Source organism: Pseudomonas sp. D3-10, from assembly GCF_051132175.1.
Classification (GTDB): Bacteria; Pseudomonadota; Gammaproteobacteria; order Pseudomonadales; family Pseudomonadaceae; genus Aquipseudomonas.
The window spans coordinates 5,734,666-5,756,760 of the sequence record NZ_CP071668.1 but is presented as its reverse complement, the minus strand read 5'-3'; the positions used below and the strand labels follow the sequence as shown (position 1 = coordinate 5,756,760).

The following is a 22,095-nucleotide window of genomic DNA, read 5'->3' as shown; positions in this document are numbered from 1 at the left end:
AATATTCAGAGGATCCAGCTATGAGTAGCGGACGTATCGTTCAAATCATCGGCGCCGTTATCGACGTGGAATTCCCACGCGACAGCGTACCGAGCATCTACGACGCCTTGAAGGTTCAAGGCGCCGAAACCACCCTGGAAGTTCAGCAGCAGCTGGGCGACGGCGTGGTTCGTACCATTGCGATGGGCTCCACCGAAGGCTTGAAGCGCGGTCTGGACGTCAACAACACTGGCGCAGCCATCTCCGTACCGGTCGGTAAAGCGACTCTCGGCCGGATCATGGACGTACTGGGCAACCCGATCGACGAAGCTGGCCCGATCGACACCGAAGAGCGTTGGGGCATTCACCGTCCTGCGCCATCCTTCGCTGAACAGGCCGGTGGCAACGAGCTGCTGGAAACAGGCATCAAGGTTATCGACCTGGTCTGCCCGTTCGCCAAGGGCGGTAAAGTCGGTCTGTTCGGTGGTGCCGGTGTGGGCAAGACCGTAAACATGATGGAACTGATCCGTAACATCGCCATCGAGCACAGCGGTTATTCCGTGTTCGCCGGTGTGGGTGAGCGTACTCGTGAGGGTAACGACTTCTACCACGAGATGAAGGATTCCAACGTTCTGGACAAAGTGGCGCTGGTCTACGGCCAGATGAACGAGCCGCCGGGAAACCGTCTGCGCGTAGCCCTGACCGGCCTGACCATGGCCGAGAAGTTCCGTGACGAAGGTAACGACGTTCTGCTGTTCGTCGACAACATCTACCGTTACACCCTGGCCGGTACCGAAGTATCCGCATTGCTGGGCCGTATGCCTTCGGCAGTAGGTTACCAGCCGACCCTGGCTGAAGAGATGGGCGTGCTGCAAGAGCGCATCACTTCGACCAAGCAAGGTTCGATCACTTCGATCCAAGCGGTATACGTACCAGCGGACGACTTGACCGACCCGTCGCCAGCGACCACCTTCGCCCACTTGGACGCCACCGTCGTTCTGTCCCGTGACATCGCTTCCCTGGGTATCTACCCAGCGGTAGACCCACTGGACTCGACTTCGCGCCAGCTGGACCCGAACGTGATCGGCCAGGAGCACTACGACACCGCTCGCGGCGTTCAGTACGTGCTGCAGCGTTACAAAGAGCTGAAGGACATCATCGCGATCCTGGGTATGGATGAACTGTCGGAAACCGACAAGCAGTTGGTATCCCGCGCTCGTAAGATCCAGCGCTTCTTGTCGCAACCGTTCTTCGTGGCTGAAGTCTTCACCGGTGCATCGGGTAAATACGTTTCCCTGAAAGACACCATTGCTGGCTTCAAAGGCATCCTCAACGGTGACTACGACCACCTGCCAGAACAAGCGTTCTACATGGTCGGCGGCATCGAAGAAGCGATCGAGAAAGCCAAGAAACTGTAATCCCGGCGCCCGGCAACGGGCGCTAATTTAGGTTGAGGCAATCAGATGGCTATGACAGTCCATTGCGATATCGTCAGTGCGGAAGGGGAAATCTTCTCCGGTCTGGTCGAGTTTGTGGTTGCGCACGGTGAGCTGGGTGATCTGGGTATCACCATGGGTCACGCACCGTTGATCACCAGCTTGAAGCCAGGTCCGATTACTCTGACCAAGCAGGGCGGGGACAAGGAGGTGTTCTACATCTCCGGTGGTTTCCTCGAGGTTCAGCCGAACATGGTCAAGGTCCTTGCCGACACCGTGCAACGTGCTGCCGACCTGGACGAAGCCTCCGCTCAGGAAGCCGTCAAGGCTGCCGAGAAGGCCCTGAACGAAAAAGGCGCAGACTTCGACTACGGTTCTGCTGCTGCACGTCTGGCCGAGGCCGCAGCCCAGCTGCGTACCGTCCAGCAGATCCGCAAGAAGTTCGGCGGCTAAGCCGTCAGCTTTCTGTGCGATTGATTAAAAAGGGTAGCCTCGGCTACCCTTTTTTCTTTTCCCGACACTCAACATCTGGTCGCAGCCGCTGACCACCCAGGATTGGTAGCCAGTCATGTCTCTCGAAATCGTTATTCTCGCGGCCGGTCAAGGCACCCGCATGCGTTCGGCGCTGCCCAAGGTCTTGCACCCGGTCGCCGGCAATTCCATGTTGGGCCATGTTATCCACAGCGCCCGACAACTTGATCCACAGCGCATCCATGTGGTGATCGGTCACGGTGCCGACGCGGTGCGTGAGCGCCTGGCGGCGGATGACCTGAATTTCGTCTTGCAGGACAAACAACTGGGTACCGGCCACGCCGTGGCTCAGGCTGTGCCATTCATTACTGCCGATACGGTGTTGATTCTCTACGGCGATGTGCCGCTGATTGAAGTCGACACGTTGCAACGTCTGCTCAAGCACGTCGCGCCACAACAACTGGGCCTGTTGACCGTCGAGCTGGATGATCCGACCGGCTATGGCCGCATTGTGCGCAATGCCGACGGTCAGGTGATAGCGATCGTCGAGCAAAAAGACGCCAACGAAGCCCAGCGCGCGATTACCGAGGGCAACACCGGGATTCTTGCCGTGCCGGCCGAGCGCCTGGGCGACTGGATGAGTCGTCTGTCGAACAACAATGCCCAGGGCGAGTACTACCTGACCGACGTGATCGCCATGGCCGTAGCCGATGGCCTGGTCGTCGCCACCGAGCAGCCGCTGGACGCCATGGAAGTGCAGGGCGCCAACGATCGCCGACAACTGGCCGAGCTGGAGCGCCACTATCAATTGCGCGCCGCCCGCCGCCTGATGGCTCAAGGCGTGACCCTGCGCGATCCGGCTCGTTTTGACGTACGCGGTGAAGTCAGCGTGGGGCGCGACGTGGTCATCGATATCAATGTCATCCTCGAAGGCAAGGTCATCATTGAAGATGACGTGGTCATCGGCCCGAACTGCGTGATCAAGGACAGCACCCTGCGCAAGGGTGTGGTGATCAAGGCGAACAGTCACCTCGAAGGCGCGGTGATGGGGGAAGGCTCCGACGCGGGTCCGTTTGCCCGCCTGCGCCCGGGCACTGTGCTGGAAGCCCGTGCCCATGTGGGTAACTTCGTTGAACTGAAGAATGCCCACATGGGCGAGGGCGCGAAGGCGGGCCACCTGACCTACTTGGGGGACGCTGAAGTCGGCGCCCGCACCAACATTGGCGCCGGTACCATTACGTGCAACTACGATGGCGCCAACAAATGGAAAACCGTGCTGGGCGAAGACGTCTTCATTGGCTCCAACAACTCACTGGTGGCGCCTGTGGATATCTCCAGTGGGGCGACCACGGCTGCTGGTTCGACCGTTACCCAGAATGTGGATAACGGCCAATTGGCCGTGGCACGCGCCCGCCAGCGCAACATCGACGGCTGGAAGCGTCCGGTAAAGATCAAGAAGCCCTGAAGTTATCCACACACGCTCCTTGGTGGTAGCGAGCTTGCTCGCGATACCGGTTTGTCAGATAGAACGCTCTAACTGACCACCGCTATCGCGAGTGAACTGCCACATTCGATTTCTGAATTTTTCTCTTGGCGCCTTGACGATATCGCTGCAATAGGTTTTGATTGCTTACGTTATCTTTCGAATCGAAACTTAGGCCGCAATGTCCAAGCGCAACACACCACAACGTCGCCACAATATCCTCGTCCTGCTTCAAGAGCAGGGCGAGGTCAGCGTGGACGAATTGGCCAAGCGCTTCGAAACCTCCGAAGTTACGATTCGCAAGGACCTCGCCGCCCTGGAGACCAATGGCTTGCTGTTGCGTCGTTACGGTGGCGCGGTACCAATGCCTCAGGAGCTGGTGGCGGATAACGCCCAGAGTGTCTCCAAGTTCAAACACGCCATTGCCGGGGCCGCCGTGAAGCGGATCCGCGAGCATGCGCGCATCATCATCGACAGCGGCAGCACCACGGCGGCCATGATTCCTCAACTCGGCAATCAGCCGGGACTGGTGGTGATGACCAATTCCCTGCACGTCGCCAGCGCCTTGAGCGAGCTGGAGCACGAGCCGGTGCTGTTGATGACCGGTGGCACCTGGGACCCGCATTCGGAATCCTTCCAGGGCCAGGTCGCCGAGCAAGTGCTGCGTTCCTACGACTTCGACCAGTTGTTCATCGGTGCCGACGGCATCGACCTGGCGCGCGGCACCACCACTTTCAACGAACTGCTGGGCCTGAGCCGTGTGATGGCTGAGGTTGCACGCGAAGTGATCGTGATGGTGGAGGCCGATAAGATCGGTCGCAAGATACCCAACCTGGAACTGCCGTGGAGCAGCGTCCATACCCTCATTACCGATGATCGCCTGCCCGTGGAGGCACGCGACCAGATTCAGGCCCGCGGCATCAATCTGATCTGCGCACCTGTCAGCCAGGAGAAATAACATGTGTGGAATTGTCGGCGCCGTTGCTGAGCGCAACATCACGGCCATCCTGCTTGAAGGCCTCAAGCGTCTTGAATACCGCGGCTACGACAGTGCCGGCGTGGCGGTATTCACCCAAGACGCAAAACTTGAGCGTGTGCGGCGCCCGGGAAAAGTCAGCGAGTTGGAACGGGCACTGGACGCTGAGCCGCTGATCGGTCGCCTGGGTATCGCCCATACCCGCTGGGCCACCCATGGCGCACCGTGCGAGCGTAACGCCCACCCACATTTCTCCGGCGACCTGGCGGTGGTGCACAACGGCATCATCGAGAACTACGAGGCCTTGCGCGAACAACTCAAGGCACTCGGCTATGTGTTCACCTCGGACACCGACACCGAAGTCATTGCCCATTTGCTCACCCACAAGCTCAAGGACCTGGTGGACCTGACCGTAGCGCTCAAGGCCACGGTCAAGGAACTCCATGGCGCTTATGGCCTGGCGGTGATCAACGCCAAACAACCGGATCGCCTCGTGGCGGCCCGCAGTGGCAGCCCGTTGGTGATCGGCCTGGGCCTGGGGGAGAACTTCCTGGCTTCCGATCAACTGGCGCTGCGCCAGGTCACCGATCGCTTCATGTACCTGGAAGAAGGCGATATCGCCGAGATCCGCCGCGACAGCGTGCAGATCTGGGACCTTGACGGCAAGGAAGTCGAGCGCGAGGTGGTGCAATACCGCGACGGCGCAGAAGCCGCCGACAAGGGCGAGTTCCGGCATTACATGCTCAAGGAAATCCATGAACAACCGGCCGTGGTGCAGCGCACCCTCGAAGGCCGTCTGAGCCAGGATCAAGTGCTGGTGCAGGCCTTCGGTCCGCAAGCCGCCGAGCTGTTCGCCAAAGTGCGCAATGTGCAGATTGTCGCCTGCGGCACCAGCTATCACGCCGGCATGGTCGCGCGTTACTGGCTCGAAGAGCTGGCCGGTATCCCCTGCCAGGTCGAAGTCGCCAGCGAGTTCCGCTATCGCAAAGTTGTCGTGCAGCCCGACACCCTGTTCGTGACCATTTCCCAGTCTGGCGAAACCGCGGATACCCTGGCTGCCCTGCGCAACGCCAAGGAGTTGGGCTTCCTCGCCAGCCTGGCGATCTGCAACGTCGGCATCAGCTCGCTGGTGCGCGAGTCTGATCTGACCCTGCTGACCCAGGCCGGTCGGGAAATCGGCGTGGCGTCGACCAAGGCATTCACCACGCAGTTGGTGGGCCTGCTGTTGCTGACGCTGTCCCTGGGCCAGGTGCGCGGCACGCTGGGCGAGGGCGTCGAAGCCAAGCTTGTCGAGGAACTGCGTCGCTTGCCGGCTCGCCTGGGTGAAGCCTTGGCGATGGACAGCACCGTGGAAAAAATCGCCGAGCTGTTCGCCGAGAAGAACCACACCTTGTTCCTGGGTCGTGGTGCGCAATTCCCGGTGGCAATGGAAGGCGCCCTGAAGCTCAAGGAAATTTCCTATATTCACGCCGAGGCGTATCCGGCCGGTGAACTCAAGCACGGCCCGTTGGCCCTGGTGGATAACGACATGCCGGTGGTCACCGTGGCGCCGAACAACGAGCTGCTGGAAAAGCTCAAGTCGAACCTGCAGGAAGTACGCGCCCGTGGCGGCCAATTGGTGGTCTTCGCCGATGAGAAGGCTGGCATGACCAACGGCGAAGGTACCCATGTGGTACACATGCCGCACATCCACGACATCCTGTCGCCGATCCTCTACACCATCCCGCTGCAATTGCTGTCGTACTACGTGGCGGTGCTCAAGGGCACCGACGTGGACCAGCCGCGGAATTTGGCGAAGTCTGTGACGGTGGAGTGAGAAACCTGGCCGGCATTTGTGGTGAAGCTACGAAATAAAGTCTGTCGCTGGCGCCTCCGCCCCTCGGTTGAGCCAGCGATGCCTTTCTGCGCGGACCTGGGACATGACGTAGAGCTCCTATCGTTTAGGGATGCGACACGTTCAATATCTCTATTGGATATTTGGCAGGTTGTCGTTCATTTCAGTCTCCAACGATCCAAGGATCAGAGCGAGCCGATGCGGGCTAGCTCTCCTTTCAATTCTTCCGGGCTCATTTGTTGCAAAGGCAGCGCAAAGAAAGCGCGTACCCGCTCATCAATTTTCGCCACAGTGTTTTGGAAGGCTTCCTCGATCTGCGCCTCGCTCCCCGTTGCCGCAGAGGGATCGGCCAGGCCCCAATGGGCTTTGAGTGACGGGCCGAAGAAGATCGGGCAGGCCTCGCCGGCTGCGCGATCGCACACGGTAATGACGATATCGGGGGGGGCGCTTTCGAAGGCATCCGACGCCTTGCTCGAAAGACCGACAGTGGGAATACCGGCGGCTTGCAGTGTTTTCAGTGCCCGCTCATTGACCTTGCCGCTGGGAAAGCTGCCTGAACTGACGGCCTCCATACCGGAGGGTGCCAAGTGATTGAACAACGCCTCGGACAGAATGCTGCGGCAGCTGTTGTGGGTGCACATGAACAAGACTTTCATTAACCATCTCCGGTTCAAAAGCTCAGGCGGATGGCCAATGCGGCCAGGGTGGCAAGCAGGATTGGCAACGTCAGGACGATGCCGGTGCGAAAGTAATAGCCCCAGGTGATGACGATGTTCTTGCGCGCCAGCACATGCAGCCACAACAAGGTGGCGAGGCTGCCGATAGGAGTGATTTTCGGTCCCAGGTCGCAGCCGATGACGTTGGCGTAGACCATGGCCTCGCGGATGACACCGGTAGCCTCTGTGGAGTGGATCGACAGTGCTCCCACCAAAACAGTGGGCATGTTGTTCATGACCGAGGAAAGACCTGCGGCCAGCAGCCCTGTCCCAAACGCCGCTCCCCACACGCCATAACCAGCGAAGACATTGAGAATCTGCGCCAGGTAATCGGTGAGGCCAGCGTTACGCATGCCATAGACCACGAGATACATTCCCAGCGAAAACACTACGACCTGCCAAGGTGCTTCTCTTAGTACCTTGCGAGTCGAAATAACGTGCCCACGGGCGGCGATCAGATAAAGAATAAACGCGCAGACGGCGGCTATGGCGCTTATCGGGACGCCCAGCGGCTCGATAACGAAGAAACCGATCAGCAACAAACCCAGTACCCACCAGCCTGCAATAAACGTCGCCTTGTCGCGGATGGCCGCCTCGGGGGCCTTCAACTGATCAAGCTCATACGTACGTGGCAAATCGTTGCGAAAGAACCACAGCAGCATGACCAGGGTCGCTGCGACACTGACCAGGTTCACCGGCACCATGACGGCAGCGTACTCGCTGAAGCCGATGTTGAAATAATCAGCGGAAACAATATTCACCAGATTGGATACGACCAAAGGCAAGCTCGCGGTATCAGCGATGAATCCCGCCGCCATGACGAACGCCAACGTAGCGGCCGGCGAAAAGCGCAGGGCCAAAAGCATCGCGATGACGATCGGAGTCAAAATCAGCGCCGCGCCGTCATTGGCGAACAGGGCCGATACCGCCGCCCCCAGCAGGATGATGAAGGCGAACAATTTACGACTGCTACCGTTGCCCCAACGGGCCACGTGCAACGCCGACCACTCGAAGAATCCCGCCTCATCCAGCAACAGGCTGATGATGATGACGGCGATGAAGGTCGCAGTCGCATTCCATACGATCTGCCACACCACGGGGATATCGGACACGCTCACGACACCTGCCAGCAGCGCCACGAGAGTCCCTAGAGCGGCGCTCCAACCCACACCCAAACCTTTTGGCTGCCAGATGACGAGAACAATCGTCACCAGAAAAATCAGAAATGCGATCAGCATGAGTACTACTCTGTCAGCGGAAGAAAAGGTCAGGCACAGGCGGTCAGGCTCTGCGGCCGCTCGCCCATTTCTGCGAGACGCAGCGCATCGGTGCTCAACCATTCCTCGTTCGCATCAACAATACCCTTGAGCATGACGCCCACCCATTCAGGCAGAGACGGGTGTAGCCGGTAATAAACCCATTGACCTTGGCGCCGGTCCATGAGGACTCCCGCTTCACGCAGTTGTGCCAGGTGTCTGGAGATCTTCGGCTGACTCACGTCCAGCGCGCAGGTGAGCTCGCATACGCAAAGCTCGCCCTCACGGGCAATCAGCAAGGTCATCCGGGCTCGGGTTTCGTCAGCAAGACACTTGAAAAGGGCGAGGGGTGTCAGGGGTTCCTGCATGTGGCCTCCTGGGAAATGCGTGGCTCATATCTGGAAACGGGAATATACGTTTATTGGAATATGCGGTAAATCAGATATTCAGCCTGTCCTAGGTCACATCTTCTGACCGACACGGCGCCCGAGTTTTTCGAGGCTCGGGGATACGAGCGCAGAGATCGCTCCCAAGCGCCGAAGGTGATTTCCAACTCCGAGGAATTCACAGCGCTCTGCCCTGCATCGGCGGTTTATATGGTGAAGGAATTTGCTGACGTGACCCTGTCATTACCAGCGCAAACTTGCTTCAACGAACGTCAGTGAGTTCGTTCTCAAATGGCCGAAATGTCGCGCTGTACCGATCCCGAGGTTGCTGGGGCGATTTAAATCTTTTTTGTTCCATGTCTCGTCTACTCCTAGCGGCCGCGAATCAGGAGGGGTTGGGACCCCCTTTGTTATGCAGGCACAAGTAGTTTTTCCAGCGATCAGAAGCCCCCAGGCTTGAGCACTAACCCCCTGAAACCCAAGGGTTTATCCTTGGGCTGGGAAAAGGTCCGGCTCGTCCTTGGGCAAACGCGCTACGGAGGGCCCTCTGATTCGCGCCTTTCCTGTTTGTCGCTTTCCTCATGGGCGAGTGAACAACTGCGTTGACAATGCCCGGCATAGGTGTTGATATTCAGTCGTACGACAACGTATGACATCAAAAAATAATAAAAACGAAAGGCGCAGTCATGGTTTCCACACTTGCAGCCCATCCATTGCACATCGTGCCAGCCTCGGCCATTGATGCGCTGCCGCCACGCTTCGCGTCGGCGCTTGAAAACCCTTTCGCCTGCTTGCAAGCACAACCCGATTGCTCCCTCGCATCCCTTTATCGACATCGTCCGTCCCGCCAGGCATCTAGCGTTGGCGCAGGCGCTGCTCGAGCCGTTTCCCCCTCACACTGAATGGCAGTATTTGGAGAACAACAATGAAGAAAAAACTCTATGCCTCACTGCTCGCGTCTTTCCTGAGCCTGACTGCCGGGACGGCGATCGCTGCCGATGCCAGCGACTGGCCAAATCGTCCGATACAGGTGGTGGTGATCGCCAACGCTGGCGGTGACACCGATTTCAACGCACGCATGATGGCCAAGTACTTCACCAAGGTCACCGGCAAGACCATGGTGGTCACCAACATGGCCGGCGGGGGGGGCACCATCGCCGCCGATGCGGTGAAGAGCGCGGCGCCCGATGGCAACACCATTCTTTTCACCCACACCGGCCAGTTGATCGTCAATGAAGTGGCGGGGCTGTCCGAAGACCGTTTCGATGCGTTTGATATCTCCTGCATCGCTGGCGTCGACAAAGGCGCGGTGTTCGTCTCGGCCAAGAGCTCGGGCATCGACAGCCTCGACCAACTGATTGAAACAGCCAAGGCCAAGCCCGGCACCATCACCTACGGCACCGAGATGGGCAACTTCTCCCACCTGCAAGGCTTGATGTTTGAAAAGCTCGCCGGCGTGAAATTGAAAATGGTGGACAGCGGCACCGTCTCGGAAAAGATCGTCGCCTTGCTGGGCAAGCGGATCGATCTGGGGGCCATCAGCTATGGTTCGGTCCAGGATTACATTTCCAGCGGCAAGATGACCGCCCTGGGCCAACCCAACGCCGAGCGCAACGCGCTGCTGGGTGACGTCAAGACGTTCAAGGAGCAAGGCGTGGACCTGGTTCTGGACAAGCCTTACGTCGTCGCGTTCCCGAAAGGCACCGACCCGGCCATCGTCAAGAAAATGGCCGAAACCATGAAAAAAATCACCGAAGAACCTGAATACGCCGAAGAGCTGAAAAAGTCGTTCAAACAGCCGGTCAGTTTCCAGGGCACTGAAGAAGCCATTGCCACGTTGAACAAAACCCGCGACAGCTTCATGCAGTTCAAGGACGAGATGCGTAAGGCTAAATAATCTGCGTAGCGGCTCGGGCGCACGCCTCGCTGGCAGGCACCCGACGCCCCGTCCTTCCAAGCAAGAGGAGCCTGTATGGATTCCTATAAAAGAAACGAGCTGATCGCCGGCCTGGCCATGCTCGGCGCTGGCGTGGCTTATCTGGTGTTGACCTTGAACCTGCCACGTCGCGGGACGGTCGATGCCGCGTTTGTGCCCTGGGTGCTCGCCGTGTCGCTGTGCCTGTTGGGCGCGCTGCAATTGTGGGCTTGGCGAAAGCTGCCGAACAAAAGTGCCGAACCCGCGGAAAAACCCGAGGCGATCGATTACCCAACGGTCTTCAAATCCCTGGCGTTGGTGCTGCTGTATACAGCGCTGATGGAGCCGGTGGGTTTCGTGATCACGACTGTGCTTTATCTCTATGCCCAGTTCATCGTACTGACCCCTGCGGAACAGAAAATCAAGCACCTGCAATACGGGCTGATCGCGGTCGTCTCGTCGGTGTTGATCTTTTACATCTTCCGCCATGGCTTCGACTTGCTCCTGCCGGTCGGTTTATTGGATTTCTAGGGGACGGCCATGATTGAACTCATGCAACAAGGCTTCGGGGCCATACTCACACCCTACGTTTTCATCATCATCCTCCTTGGGGTGGCGGTGGGGATTGTCTTCGGTGCGGTGCCCGGGCTATCAGCCACCATGGCCATCGCGCTGTGTCTGCCACTGACTTATTCGATGGGGCCTGGCACGGGCCTGGCCCTGCTGGTCGCGCTGTTCGTCGGCGCCACCTCGGGAGGGTTGATATCGGCGATATTGCTCAACATACCGGGAACGCCGGCCTCCATTGCGACGACGTTCGATGGCTGGCCGTTGATGAAACAAGGCCACGGCGTAAAGGCCCTCGGGATTGGCGTGGTGTTCTCGTTCCTGGGCACGATTTTCAGCATTGCCGCGCTGATGTTCATCGCCCCGATCCTGGCTGATCTGGCGCTGAGCTTTGGCCCGCACGAATATTTTTCCATTGCGATCTTCTCGCTGACGTTGATCGCTACGCTGTCCACCGGCTCCTTGGTCAAAGGGTTGTTTGCCGGTGCCCTGGGCTTTGCCTTCTCCACCGTGGGAATCGCCCCGGTCGAGGCCATCCGCCGTTTTACCTTTGATCTGCCGAGTCTCAATGGCGGCTTTGCCATGCTCACGGTCATGATCGGTATGTTCGCGGTTGCCGAAGTGCTGAAGTTCGCCGAAAGCGCACGCCTGAGCCACCGGGCCAAACCGCAGCACGTCAGCATGAAAGGCGTGAAAGGCTTTGGTTTCTCGATGAAGGAATTCGTCGGCCAGCTGCCCAATGCCACCCGTTCATCCCTGATCGGCCTGGGTATTGGCATCCTGCCCGGCATCGGTGCCGGTACGTCGAATATCGTTTCTTACATCGTCGCCAAGAAACGCTCCAAGACCCCGGAAGAGTTCGGTAAAGGCAAGATCGACGGTGTGGTGGCCAGCGAAACGGCAAACAACGCCGGTATCGGTGGGGCGATGATTCCGCTGCTGACCCTTGGCATTCCCGGCGATACCACCACAGCGGTCATGCTGGGTGGCTTCATGATCCACGGGATCCAGCCCGGGCCCCTGCTATTCATCAGCCAGGCACCGTTGGTCTACACGATCTTCGCCGCGCTGATCCTCGCTTCCGTGATGATGCTGGTGCTGGAGTTCTATGGCCTGCGCATGTTCATCAAATTGCTGGCGGTGCCCAAGCACATCCTGTTGCCGATCATCCTGGTGCTCTGCGTCGTCGGCGCCTTTGGCTTGAACAGTCGGATCTTCGACGTCTGGGCGGTGCTGCTGTTTGGCTTGCTGGGCTATGGATTCGTCAAGAGCGGTTTGCCGATCGCGCCTTTCATCATTGGCTTCATTCTCGGTCCCATGGCGGAAACCAACCTGCGCCGGGGCCTGATGTTGTCCGATGGGAATTTCAGCGGCTTCCTCGCCAACCCTATCTCGGCCGGTTTCCTGATTTTGGCCGCCGCCTCGATTTCCTGGCACCTGGTCACCGTGATCCGTCAAAAGAAAAGCGCCGCCATCGAGTTGATGCGCAGCTAGTCCAGCGCATCCATCCGCTCTTGCTGCTGCCACGCCGACAAGCGTGGCAGCCGCTGAACCGATACGCCCGGAGATCGACATGCAAGACCTGACTCACTCGCCCTCGGCCGATGATGACCGTATCGCCTGGATTCGTGTTGCTTCGGTTTTCCTGCCGCTGGCCAATCCTATCAGTGACGCCAAGGTGCTGACCGGTCGGCAAAAGCCGATGACCGAGATCGCCATGCTGTTCGTCGAAATCCAGACCAGGGATGGCCATCATGGCCTGGGATTCAGCTATTCCAAGCGCGCCGGCGGCCCCGGGCAGTTTGCCCACGCCCGGGAACTTGCCCCTGGCCTGATAGGCGAGAATCCCAGCGATATCGCCAAACTCTGGGACAAGCTGTGCTGGGCCGGGGCTTCGGTGGGCCGCAGCGGCCTGGCGACCCAAGCGATTGGCGCCTTCGATGTGGCGCTTTGGGACCTGAAAGCGAAGCGGGCCAATCTCTCATTGGCGCGACTGCTCGGAGCCCACCGTGATTCGGTCCAGTGCTACAACACGTCCGGCGGTTTTTTGCATACGCCGCTTGAGCAATTAATGATCAATACCGACATCTCTCGAGAAAAAGGCATTGGCGGTATCAAGCTCAAGGTGGGCCAGCCGGATCAGGCGCTGGATCTGCACCGTGTCAGCACCATCCGCAAGCACCTGGGTGATGCGTTCCCGCTGATGGTCGATGCCAACCAGCAGTGGGACCGGCCCACCGCGCAACGGATGTGCCGCCAGTTGGAACAATTCAACCTGGTGTGGATCGAGGAACCGCTCGATTGCTATGACGCCGAAGGTCATGCCGCCCTGGCCCAGCAATTTGACACACCCATCGCCACCGGCGAGATGCTGACCAGCGTGGCCGAGCACTGGGAATTCATAAAACTGCGCGCCGCCGATTACCTCATGCCCGATGCGCCGCGTGTCGGCGGCATCACGCCTTATCTGAAAGTCCAGGCAGCGGCTGAACAAGCGGGGTTGATGATCGCGCCACATTTTGCGATGGAGCTGCATATCCATCTGGCCGCCACCTACAGTCGCGAGCCTTGGGTCGAACATTTCGAATGGCTGGAGCCGTTATTCAACGAACGCATGGAAACCCGCGACGGAAGAATGCTGGTGCCGACCCGGCCTGGCCTTGGGCTGTCGTTGAGCGAACGTGTGGCGGGATGGACGGCGGACCAGGTTGAGATCGGGCGGCGTCCATGATCAGTTCGATGAGGAGCGCGGCATGGCGTTGAGTCCTGATTTTATCCACAGCATCGAGCAGGTGGTGGGTGCCGCAGGCGTGGTACGGGATCCGGCGCTCATGGCCAGCTACCTGACAGACTGGCGCAACGCCTATCAAGGCCAGGCCGCGTTGGTAGTCAGGCCCGCCACCACCGAGGAGGTGGCGGCAGTGGTGCGGCTTTGCCATGACGCGAGGGTGGCGGTGGTGCCCCAGGGCGGCAATACCGGCTTATGCGGTGGCTCGATTCCGGATGCTTCCGGCACCGAGCTGGTGTTGTCCCTGACCCGGATGAAACGCATCCGCGACATCGACCTGGCCAATGAAACCGTCACGGTCGAGGCGGGGGTCATCCTGCGGCAATTGCAGGAAGCCGCCAGTGAGGCCGGGCGCCTGTTCCCATTGTCGCTGGGGGCGGAGGGCAGTTGTACGGTGGGCGGCAATCTGGCGACCAACGCGGGCGGTACAGCGGTGCTGCGCTACGGCAACATGCGCGAACTGACGCTGGGCCTGGAGGTGGTATTGCCGGACGGCCGAATCTGGAACGGCTTGCGTGGCTTGCGCAAGGACAACACCGGCTACGATCTCAAACATTGGTTCATTGGCTCGGAGGGTACGCTGGGCATCATCACGGCGGCGGTACTCAAGTTGTTCCCGGCCACCCACAGCAAGGCCACCGCCTGGGTCGCGCTGCCCTCGCCGCAGGCGGCGGTGGACTTGATCGGCCATGTCCGTGGCCTCTGCGCCGACCGTTTGACAGGCTTCGAGATGATGTCGCGCCAGAGCGTGGAGTTCGTCCTGGAACATGTTGCCGGCTGCAGCGACCCCTTGGCGGAGCCACACCCGTGGTATGCGTTGATCGAACTGCGCGACACGGTGCCCGATGCGCCGCTGGCCCAATTGCTTGAAACCGGGCTCGGCCATGCTTTCGAAAAGGCTTGGGTCCTGGATGCAGTCATCGCCAGCAATCATACCCAGGCCGCTGCGTTGTGGGCCCTGCGCGAGGGTATCTCCGAAGCACAGAATCATGAGGGGCCCAGCCTCAAGCACGATATCAGTGTGCCGGTCAGCCAGATCCCGGCATTCATCGAGCATACCGACCGGGCCTTGCAAGACCAGTTTCCCGGCGTGCGCATTGTGTCCTACGGCCACATGGGCGACGGCAACCTGCACTACAACATCAGCAAACCGCTGGGCCACGCCGATGCCGCGTTCAAGTCGCAGGAGCAGGCGATCATGAACGTCATCTACCGGATGACCAGCTCCTACAACGGCAGCATCAGTGCCGAGCACGGGCTTGGACAAGCCAAGCCCCGGGCCGCGGCCCAGTTCAAGGACCCGCTGGAAATGGAACTGATGCGGACCATAAAGCGCACGCTGGATCCCCTGGGGTTGATGAACCCAGGCAAAGTGTTCGCCGCTGGGCTGGAGTGACCGGGCCCGGCTCTGCTAGCCTGCCGGTTTGACACCGGACATGGAGGGTGGAATGACACAGGCCATCAGCACCAAGGATCGCGTGCGCATCAAGCACGTCGAAGTTCTCTCGGACAATTGGTACATCCTGCGCAAGACGACCTACGACTACCTCGGCCGCGACGGCCAATGGCGTGAATTGGCGCGTGAAACCTATGATCGCGGCAACGGCGCCACCATCCTGCTTTACAGCAAGGCCAAGCAAACGGTGGTGTTGACCCGGCAGTTCCGCTTCCCGGCGTTCGTCAACGGGCACGACGGCTTGCTGATCGAAACCTGCGCCGGCCTGCTGGATAACGATGATCCACAAACCTGCATCCGCAAGGAAACCCAGGAGGAAACCGGGTACATCGTCCAGGACGTGCGCAAGGTGTTCGAGGCATTCATGAGCCCGGGATCGGTGACCGAGCGCGTGCATTTTTTCGTCGGTGAATATTTCGACGAGGACAAGCAGCACGAAGGAGGAGGGCTCGAGGCCGAAGGTGAGGAGATCGAAGTATTGGAAATGCCGCTCGACCAGGCCCTGGGCATGATCGAGACGGGGGAGATCTGTGACGGCAAGACCATCATGCTGTTGCAGTACGCCAAGCTGCATCGGTTGCTCGATTGACGCCGGTTTCAGCAGTTGGCGACCCAGGCAGCCTGTTTGCTGATCTCGCCGCTGCCGAACCTTTCGCGATAGGCGGAGGGAGCCAGGCCTACCGCGTTGCGGAAGGCCGCGCGAAAACTTTCCACTGACCGGTAGCCACAGGCGTGTGCGATGCCGGCGGTGTTCTGGTCCGTGCTTTCCAGCATTTCCCTTGCCCGGTTCAGCCGTTCCTGCTGCAGCCAGACCTTGGGCGACAGGCCGGTTGTCTCAATGAAACGCCGCAAAAACGTGCGCTCGCTCATCGCCACGCGAGCCGCCATGTCGGCCACGCTCAGCGGTTGATCGAGGTTCTCGCGAATCCATTGCAGCACGCGCGTCAGCTCGTTGCGCGGTGACTTGCACACCGGCGCGACGATGAATTGCGATTGCCCGCCGGTTCGTTGTGGCGCCATGACCAGGCGCCGCGCCACCGAATTGGCGATATGCGTGCCGAAATCCCGTGCGATCAGATGCAGACAGGCGTCAATCCCGGCGGCGCTGCCGGCTGAGGTGATCAGTTGCCCCAGATCGACGTAGAGCACGTTGGGGTCGACCTTGATGCTGGGGTATCGCTCGGCCAGTTCCTGGGAGAATTGCCAATGGGTGGTCACGGTCTCGCCGTCGAGCAGCCCCGTGGCGGCGAGTACGAAGACCCCCGAGCAGATCGACAGCAAGCGTGCCCCGCGGGCGTGGGCTCGCCTAAGGGCCTGCAACAACGCCTCTGGAGGCGGCTCGAGACGACTGCGCCAACCGGGCACGATGATGGTTTGTGCGGTTTCAAGCGCTTCCAGGCCGGCATCGACGGAAATCTGCAAGCCCCCCAGCGCGTGCATCGGGCCCTGGTCGACCGCGACGATGCGATGGGTGTACCAAGGGACGTCCAATTCTGGGCGTGGCAGCCCGAATATCTCCAGGGCGATACCGAACTCGAATACGCAAAGGCCCTCATAAACGAGGATTGCCACTGTTCCGGGATGAGCGTGCATTTGGCGTAAATTCACCGATTATTGTCGTCTGCTGCACTGTAGCGGACGATCCCATGCCCCTACAATCGCTGCCAGGCAATCAGGAAAACCAAGACGGCCGCACCCCACAAAGGTGACTGTCGCATTACCGGTACCCCACCCCATCGCGCCGGTAGAGGATTGTCACTTCCAGATTTATTCCTGCTTCTACAGAAGTTCGATAAGTGCGAGCTGCGCGAGTGTGCGCATCTGATTGAGTTCTGTTAACGACGCTGCCAACGGATTTCGGCGGTGTCGAGGAGTTGTCAGTTGTAACCGGATTAACCTGGACGTTGTAAGGGAATGTACTATGTTGCTGATCCAGATTCTGTTTGTGATGTTGTCAGCAAAACTTTTGGGCGCGGTATTCAATCGCTTGGGGCAACCTCAGGTTGTTGGCGAAATGATAGCCGGCTTTGTATTGGGGCCTGTTGTACTCGGTCAGTTGTTTCCCGCCTTCCATCAGCAGTTATTTGACAGCACTGCCATTACCCAACTCAAAGTATTGAGTGAACTGGGCATCTTGTTGTTCATGTTCGTCATCGGTGCCGAGTTTCGCTTCCCTCTCAAGCAAAGCAAGACCGGCTTCAAGGCCATGGTCATCGGCGCTTTCAGCATAGTGATCCCTTTTTCCCTCGGCGCCGCGATAGCCCCTTGGCTGTTCGAGCATTTCGCCACGCCCGGAACCTCTCGGTTGGGTTTCGTCCTGTTCATCGGCACCGTGTTCTCCGTGACCGCTTTTCCAGTTCTGGCGCGGATCCTCAAGGAGCGAGGCATGCTCGGCACGCAAACCGGTGCGATTGCCTTGCTGGCTGCCGCCATGAGCGACGTGGTGGCGTGGATGTTGATAGCAGCCGTCGCCATGGTGAATGGCCAGGACGACAACTGGATGGCCCTGGGTTTGCGAGGCGCCTGTCTGTTGTCGCTGGTGGTCTTTTCGTTCCTGGTGCTCAAGCCGTTGCTGGCGCGCTGGCTCGCCGCTGAAGGAAAACTCGCGCAACCCATGGTGCTGGTGGCGCTGCTGGCCGGAGTGATGATCTACGGCAGCCTGACCCACGCGCTGCAAGTACACGCCGTGTTCGGGGCTTTCCTGTTCGGCCTGTGCCTGCCACGGGACCAGGGCCTGCTGGACATGATCATCGAGCGGCTGGAACACGTGTCGTTGATCATATTGATGCCGTGCTTCTTCGCCCTTGCAGGTTTGAGCACAACCTCCTCGGCCTTCTCGGGCCTTGGCGTCTGGGTGCTGCTGGTAATCCTGGCGGTGGCTGTCACCGGCAAAGTGGCCGGCAGCGCCCTGGGCGCCCGGCTGGTGGGATGCTCCTGGTCCGATTCCCTGACCGTCGGGGCCCTGATGAATACCCGCGGGCTGATGGAGCTGGTAGTGCTCAAGATCGGCCTGGACATGGGGATCATCGGCAGCGAGCTGTTTACCGCCCTGGTGGTGATGACCATCGTCACCACGCTGATGACCGGCCCGCTGATGAATCTGCATAACAAGAAAGTTGCGACCGGCACTCCGTCAATGGCGAGAGTGTCATCCCCCAACGGATTTGTAACACCGACCGATAACAATGGAATGGAGCGATAAATGAGCGAACAAACATCCAGCTTGGTCATTGAAGCCATGGAGCAACAACTGGCCAGGCATTTCCAGGCTATTTTGCAAGATGAAAACCGGATGAAGCAGATTCGTAATGAATTTCGCCGCGACGGTTATTTCAACTTCAAGAACTTTTCCTTTCTGCCAAAAAGAATCCTGGAAAACGTTCACACCGAAGTTCATGCCTTGCTGGATGAATATTCGGTACGTCGCGATGTTACGGTTCCTTCCACCGGTAATACTTACCGCAAGATGTACAACGTCAACCAACCAGAGATCGCCGAGGGCGGGACGTTCATCCCTGCGCTCTACCAATCGGAGTCGCTGCGCAATTTTCTCGGCAACATCGCGGGCGATGACCTGGCGTCCTGCTGGGAGCAAGAGCAATACCTGATCACCAAGCTGAGCCACCCGGGCGATACCCACGGCTGGCATTGGGGCGATTACCCCTACACGATGATCTGGATCATCGAAGCACCCGAGGACCCGGCGATCGGCGGCGTGCTGCAATGCGTGCCCCACAGCGAGTGGGACAAGCAGAACCCGCAGATCTGGCAGTACATCCTCAACAACCCGATCAAGTCCTACCACCACCTCAAGGGCGATGTGTATTTCCTCAAGTCCGACACCACGTTGCACCACGTCGTGCCAATCCAACAGGAAACCACTCGGATCATCCTCAACACCTGTTGGGCAAGCGCCCATGACCGGCGAACCGACGTCGCCCACGAAAGCATTGAAGTGATCTGGGACACCAAGGCCCGGAGCACCGAAGAAGCCTGACGGCAACCGGCCGGGCGGATGGGTGTCCGCCCGGTTCATATTTCAAAATCAACGTTGCCCCCGGGGCTCAAGGAAGCAGGCCATGTCCATTACCCAAGAAACATTCCAGTCCGAAACCGCTTACGTCGTGCGCAACGAAGGTGTCGACCTGGAACTTCAGTCGTTCATGGATGAGCAGATCGACTACATTCTCAAGCATCGAGCGACCGAACATCCGTTCCTCAATGCCTACGCCCAGCACGGCCTGCCGCCGGAGCAAAGCAAGGTGCTGTACCTGGAAACCCTTCATTACTTCAAGTACCTGCCGTTCTACGTGTGTGGCATTTCCACCATCACTCGTGACGAAGCGGTGCTGCGCACGATCGCGTTCAATGCCCGCGACGAACTGGGTGAAACGCACTCCCACTCCGACCTGTATCGCAAGTTCCTGCACGACAAGGGCATCAGCGAAGAGCAGATCGAAGCCTACAAGTGCTTGCCCAGCACCCAGGCCTTGAATGACGGAATTTGCGCGCTCTACAGCAAGCCGCCCCTGCAAAAGGCCCTGGGCGGATTGTTCGCCGACGAGGCGATGTCGGCCTCGATGGTTTCCAAGTACAACGATGGCCTGATCAAGGAAGGCGTCAGCGAGCGTGGACGGTTCTTCTGGACGCTGCATATGGAAGTCGAAGTCGGGCATTCCAACGCTGTGTTCAATGTCATGGAAAAGCACCTGCAAACACCGCAAGAGCGTCGCCTGTTCGCCGAAGGCATTGAACAGTACCTGCACCTGATGGAAGTGTACTGGGATGGTATCGAGCGCAAACTCAACGCCGGAGGACGTCAATGACCGCCAAGAATGAATCCGGACAAGGCGTCGCCTTCGGGCTCGGCGCCACGCTGCTCTGGGGCTCGTACCCGCTCTGGTACAAGCCGCTGGCCGGGCTCGATGCCTATCATCTGCTGTCCTGGCGGGTGGTCTTCGCCGAGCTGTTTCTCCTCGCCCTGGTACTGTTGACCGCCCGGGTAGGAACGTTGCGTTCGACCCTCAAGACGGTGCGTCCGGCGAATGTGCTGACAGTGTCGGCGGTCCTCGGGCTGTGGTGGCTGATGTACATCTACGGGATCATGACTGGGCGCGTGCTGGAGGTGGCTTTCGGCTATTTCCTCAGCCCGATCATGAGCATGGTGGTCTCGCGGGTCATCTTCAAGGAGCGCCTCACGTCATTGCAGACCTGGGCGATATTCCTGGCCGTCACTGGCGTGACGCTGATGGCGTTCGAACTGCTGAACCTGCATTCCTTCCCGTGGATCGCATTGGTCATCGGCTTCTGCTATTCCTTCTATGGCATTTTCAAGAAAAAGGTCCCGGGCGATCCGGTGGTCATCCAGACCTTGGAAATTGCCGTACTGTTGCCGTTCGCTGCGCTGTTCCTGCTGCTGGCCCAAGCCCAGGGCGTAGGGCATCAGTTCCTGCAATCGGGCACCCGCGACGTGTTGCTGATCGCGACGGGCCTGATCACGGTGCTGCCGTTGTGGTGGTACAGTCTGGCGGCCAAGCAGTTGTCGATGATCACGCTGGGCTTCTTGCAGTTTGTCCCGCCAATTTGCAACTTCCTGTTGGCGGCGTTCGTTTATGGTGAACCGGTCTCGTCGTTGAAACTGGCGGCGTTTTCGTTCATCTGGCTGGCGCTTGCATTGTTCACGTTGAATTCCATTCGGGTCCAGCGTGCAGCGGCAGCCGCCAGGTTGTCCGTGCAAATGCGTACGGCATGACATACCCGCCTGCGCCGTCTACAGCGGCGCGGGTTTTTCAGGATAAGGGAATCGAAATGAAGAAAGTCGCCGTGGTGGGTTGCACCGGTGCAGTGGGCATGACCATGCTGCAATTGCTTGAAGAAACCGACTACGAAGTGGTCTGCATGGCCTCTGAGCGTTCGGCCGGCAAGCGCTTGAAGGCTGGCAATACCGAGCACCTGATCGAGCCTTTTTCGGTCGAAGGCTGCGCTTCGTGCGATATCGTCTTCCTGTGCGTTTCCGGATCGTTTGCCTTGGAATATGGCGAGCGCCTGGCTGAAAACTCTTATGTCATCGATAACTCATCGGCTTTTCGTTATCACCCAGACATTCCGCTACTGGTACCGCCGATCAATGGTCAGCGCTACAAGGGCGAAAAGCTGATCGCCAACCCCAACTGTTCCTCGGCCATTGCGCTGATGGTGCTGGGGCCGTTGCACGAAACCTTCGGGCTCGAAAGCGCGATCATTTCAACCTACCAGGCCGCCAGCGGCGCGGGGCAGCCGGCCATGCTCGAGCTGCGGGAAAAGGCCAAGGCGTTCAGCGACTACGGCGACCAGGACGGTAGCGAGAATTTCGCCCATAACCTGGCGTTCAACGTCATCCCTCAAGTCGATTCGTTCGAAGACAACGGCTACACCCGCGAAGAGATGAAAGTGGTCTGGGAGCTGCGCAAGGTCCTGGGCGAACCGGAGCTGGCCATCAGCACCACGGCGGTGCGGGTGCCGACCCTGCGCTCCCATGCCGAGAGCCTGAGCCTGCGCTTCAAGAAACCGGTGCAATCGCTGGCCCAGGTGCGCGAGTTGCTAGCGGCTGCGCCGGGCGTCGAAGTGGTGGACGAACCCCAGCAGGGCGTTTATCCAATGCCCATGACATCGACCTACAAGCATGCGGTCGAGGTTGGCCGGATTCGCTACAACCTGATCTACGGCGAACACGGCTTGGACCTGTTCATCAGCGGCGATCAGTTGCTGCGGGGCGCGGCGTTGAATGCCTTCGAGATCATGCAACTGGTCAGTGACTGATCGAACCAGGCATTGAGTGAACCTGACGCGCAAC

The 22,095-nt window shown here is 59.3% G+C and carries 20 protein-coding genes; 16 read left to right on the top strand and 4 right to left on the bottom strand.

The features are described 5' to 3' along the window. Positions 1-20 precede the first annotated feature (20 nt). From atpD to glmS, 5 genes are all read left to right on the top strand, one after another. A complete protein-coding gene (gene atpD / locus J3P90_RS26130; protein ID WP_039593181.1) occupies positions 21-1,397 on the top strand; it encodes a F0F1 ATP synthase subunit beta in 1,377 nt (458 codons plus the stop codon). Positions 1,398-1,442: 45 nt separating this feature from the next. Continuing rightward, on the top strand, positions 1,443-1,868 hold the full coding sequence (locus tag J3P90_RS26125; protein ID WP_420766053.1) for a F0F1 ATP synthase subunit epsilon: 426 nt from the start codon (positions 1,443-1,445) through the stop codon (positions 1,866-1,868). A 115-nt stretch (positions 1,869-1,983) separates the two neighbouring features. Then, positions 1,984-3,351 carry a bifunctional UDP-N-acetylglucosamine diphosphorylase/glucosamine-1-phosphate N-acetyltransferase GlmU gene (gene glmU, locus J3P90_RS26120; protein ID WP_434675614.1) on the top strand — a complete coding sequence of 456 codons (1,368 nt, stop codon included), beginning with the start codon at positions 1,984-1,986 and terminating at the stop codon, positions 3,349-3,351. A 199-nt stretch (positions 3,352-3,550) separates the two neighbouring features. Beyond that, entirely contained in the window at positions 3,551-4,327 is a 777-nt protein-coding gene (locus J3P90_RS26115; protein ID WP_420766055.1) for a DeoR/GlpR family DNA-binding transcription regulator, read from the top strand. Between the two features lies 1 nt (position 4,328). Then, positions 4,329-6,161 (top strand): glutamine--fructose-6-phosphate transaminase (isomerizing), encoded by a 1,833-nt coding sequence (gene glmS, locus J3P90_RS26110; RefSeq protein WP_434561494.1) that lies wholly within the window; start codon positions 4,329-4,331, stop codon positions 6,159-6,161. A 203-nt stretch (positions 6,162-6,364) separates the two neighbouring features. Here glmS and J3P90_RS26105 read toward each other — a convergent pair whose 3' ends face one another. Genes J3P90_RS26105 through J3P90_RS26095 form a run of 3 tightly spaced genes read right to left on the bottom strand, consistent with a single transcriptional unit; the run spans position 6,365 to position 8,519 of the window. Continuing rightward, positions 6,365-6,835 carry an arsenate reductase ArsC gene (locus J3P90_RS26105; protein ID WP_434608701.1) on the bottom strand — a complete coding sequence of 157 codons (471 nt, stop codon included), beginning with the start codon at positions 6,833-6,835 and terminating at the stop codon, positions 6,365-6,367. 14 nt (positions 6,836-6,849) lie between these two features. After that, positions 6,850-8,133: an arsenic transporter gene (locus J3P90_RS26100; protein WP_434608704.1), complete on the bottom strand. Its 1,284-nt coding sequence runs from the start codon at positions 8,131-8,133 to the stop codon at positions 6,850-6,852. Positions 8,134-8,162: 29 nt separating this feature from the next. Then, positions 8,163-8,519 carry a metalloregulator ArsR/SmtB family transcription factor gene (locus J3P90_RS26095; RefSeq protein WP_434675613.1) on the bottom strand — a complete coding sequence of 119 codons (357 nt, stop codon included), beginning with the start codon at positions 8,517-8,519 and terminating at the stop codon, positions 8,163-8,165. Between the two features lie 943 nt (positions 8,520-9,462). On the opposite strand from J3P90_RS26095, the gene J3P90_RS26090 reads away from it, so the two are divergent. The 6 genes from J3P90_RS26090 (at position 9,463) to nudK (ending at position 15,852) form a co-directional block, all read left to right on the top strand. After that, positions 9,463-10,434, top strand: a complete 972-nt coding sequence (locus J3P90_RS26090) for a tripartite tricarboxylate transporter substrate binding protein (RefSeq protein WP_434561502.1) — start codon at positions 9,463-9,465, stop codon at positions 10,432-10,434. A 75-nt stretch (positions 10,435-10,509) separates the two neighbouring features. Next, on the top strand, positions 10,510-10,983 hold the full coding sequence (locus J3P90_RS26085) for a tripartite tricarboxylate transporter TctB family protein (RefSeq protein ID WP_420766067.1): 474 nt from the start codon (positions 10,510-10,512) through the stop codon (positions 10,981-10,983). 9 nt (positions 10,984-10,992) lie between these two features. Further along, positions 10,993-12,513 carry a tripartite tricarboxylate transporter permease gene (locus tag J3P90_RS26080; RefSeq protein WP_420766068.1) on the top strand — a complete coding sequence of 507 codons (1,521 nt, stop codon included), beginning with the start codon at positions 10,993-10,995 and terminating at the stop codon, positions 12,511-12,513. Between the two features lie 79 nt (positions 12,514-12,592). Further along, entirely contained in the window at positions 12,593-13,750 is a 1,158-nt protein-coding gene (locus J3P90_RS26075) for an L-talarate/galactarate dehydratase (RefSeq protein ID WP_434675612.1), read from the top strand. A gap of 22 nt (positions 13,751-13,772) precedes the next feature. Next, a complete protein-coding gene (locus J3P90_RS26070; protein WP_434675611.1) occupies positions 13,773-15,203 on the top strand; it encodes an FAD-binding oxidoreductase in 1,431 nt (476 codons plus the stop codon). Positions 15,204-15,255: 52 nt separating this feature from the next. After that, positions 15,256-15,852, top strand: a complete 597-nt coding sequence (gene nudK / locus J3P90_RS26065) for a GDP-mannose pyrophosphatase NudK (protein WP_420766071.1) — start codon at positions 15,256-15,258, stop codon at positions 15,850-15,852. Positions 15,853-15,860: 8 nt separating this feature from the next. On the opposite strand, the gene ftrA is transcribed toward nudK, so the two are convergent. Next, complete coding sequence (ftrA, locus tag J3P90_RS26060) at positions 15,861-16,856, bottom strand: transcriptional regulator FtrA (protein WP_434564170.1); 996 nt, start codon at positions 16,854-16,856, stop codon at positions 15,861-15,863. Positions 16,857-17,184: 328 nt separating this feature from the next. Between ftrA and J3P90_RS26055 the strand changes: the two genes are divergently transcribed. The 5 genes from J3P90_RS26055 to J3P90_RS26035 all read left to right on the top strand — a co-directional run bounded on the left by J3P90_RS26055 (position 17,185) and on the right by J3P90_RS26035 (position 22,061). Further along, positions 17,185-18,465, top strand: a complete 1,281-nt coding sequence (locus J3P90_RS26055; RefSeq protein WP_434675610.1) for a cation:proton antiporter domain-containing protein — start codon at positions 17,185-17,187, stop codon at positions 18,463-18,465. Continuing rightward, positions 18,466-19,260: a HalD/BesD family halogenase gene (locus J3P90_RS26050; RefSeq protein WP_420766072.1), complete on the top strand. Its 795-nt coding sequence runs from the start codon at positions 18,466-18,468 to the stop codon at positions 19,258-19,260. A gap of 82 nt (positions 19,261-19,342) precedes the next feature. Beyond that, entirely contained in the window at positions 19,343-20,089 is a 747-nt protein-coding gene (locus tag J3P90_RS26045) for an iron-containing redox enzyme family protein (protein WP_420766073.1), read from the top strand. Further along, positions 20,086-21,015, top strand: coding sequence for an EamA family transporter RarD (gene rarD, locus J3P90_RS26040; RefSeq protein ID WP_420766074.1), 930 nt, complete (start codon positions 20,086-20,088; stop codon positions 21,013-21,015). The genes J3P90_RS26045 and rarD overlap by 4 nt, the downstream gene beginning before the upstream one ends. A gap of 56 nt (positions 21,016-21,071) precedes the next feature. Then, positions 21,072-22,061 carry an aspartate-semialdehyde dehydrogenase gene (locus J3P90_RS26035; protein ID WP_420766075.1) on the top strand — a complete coding sequence of 330 codons (990 nt, stop codon included), beginning with the start codon at positions 21,072-21,074 and terminating at the stop codon, positions 22,059-22,061. The last annotated feature ends 34 nt before the right edge of the window (positions 22,062-22,095 follow it).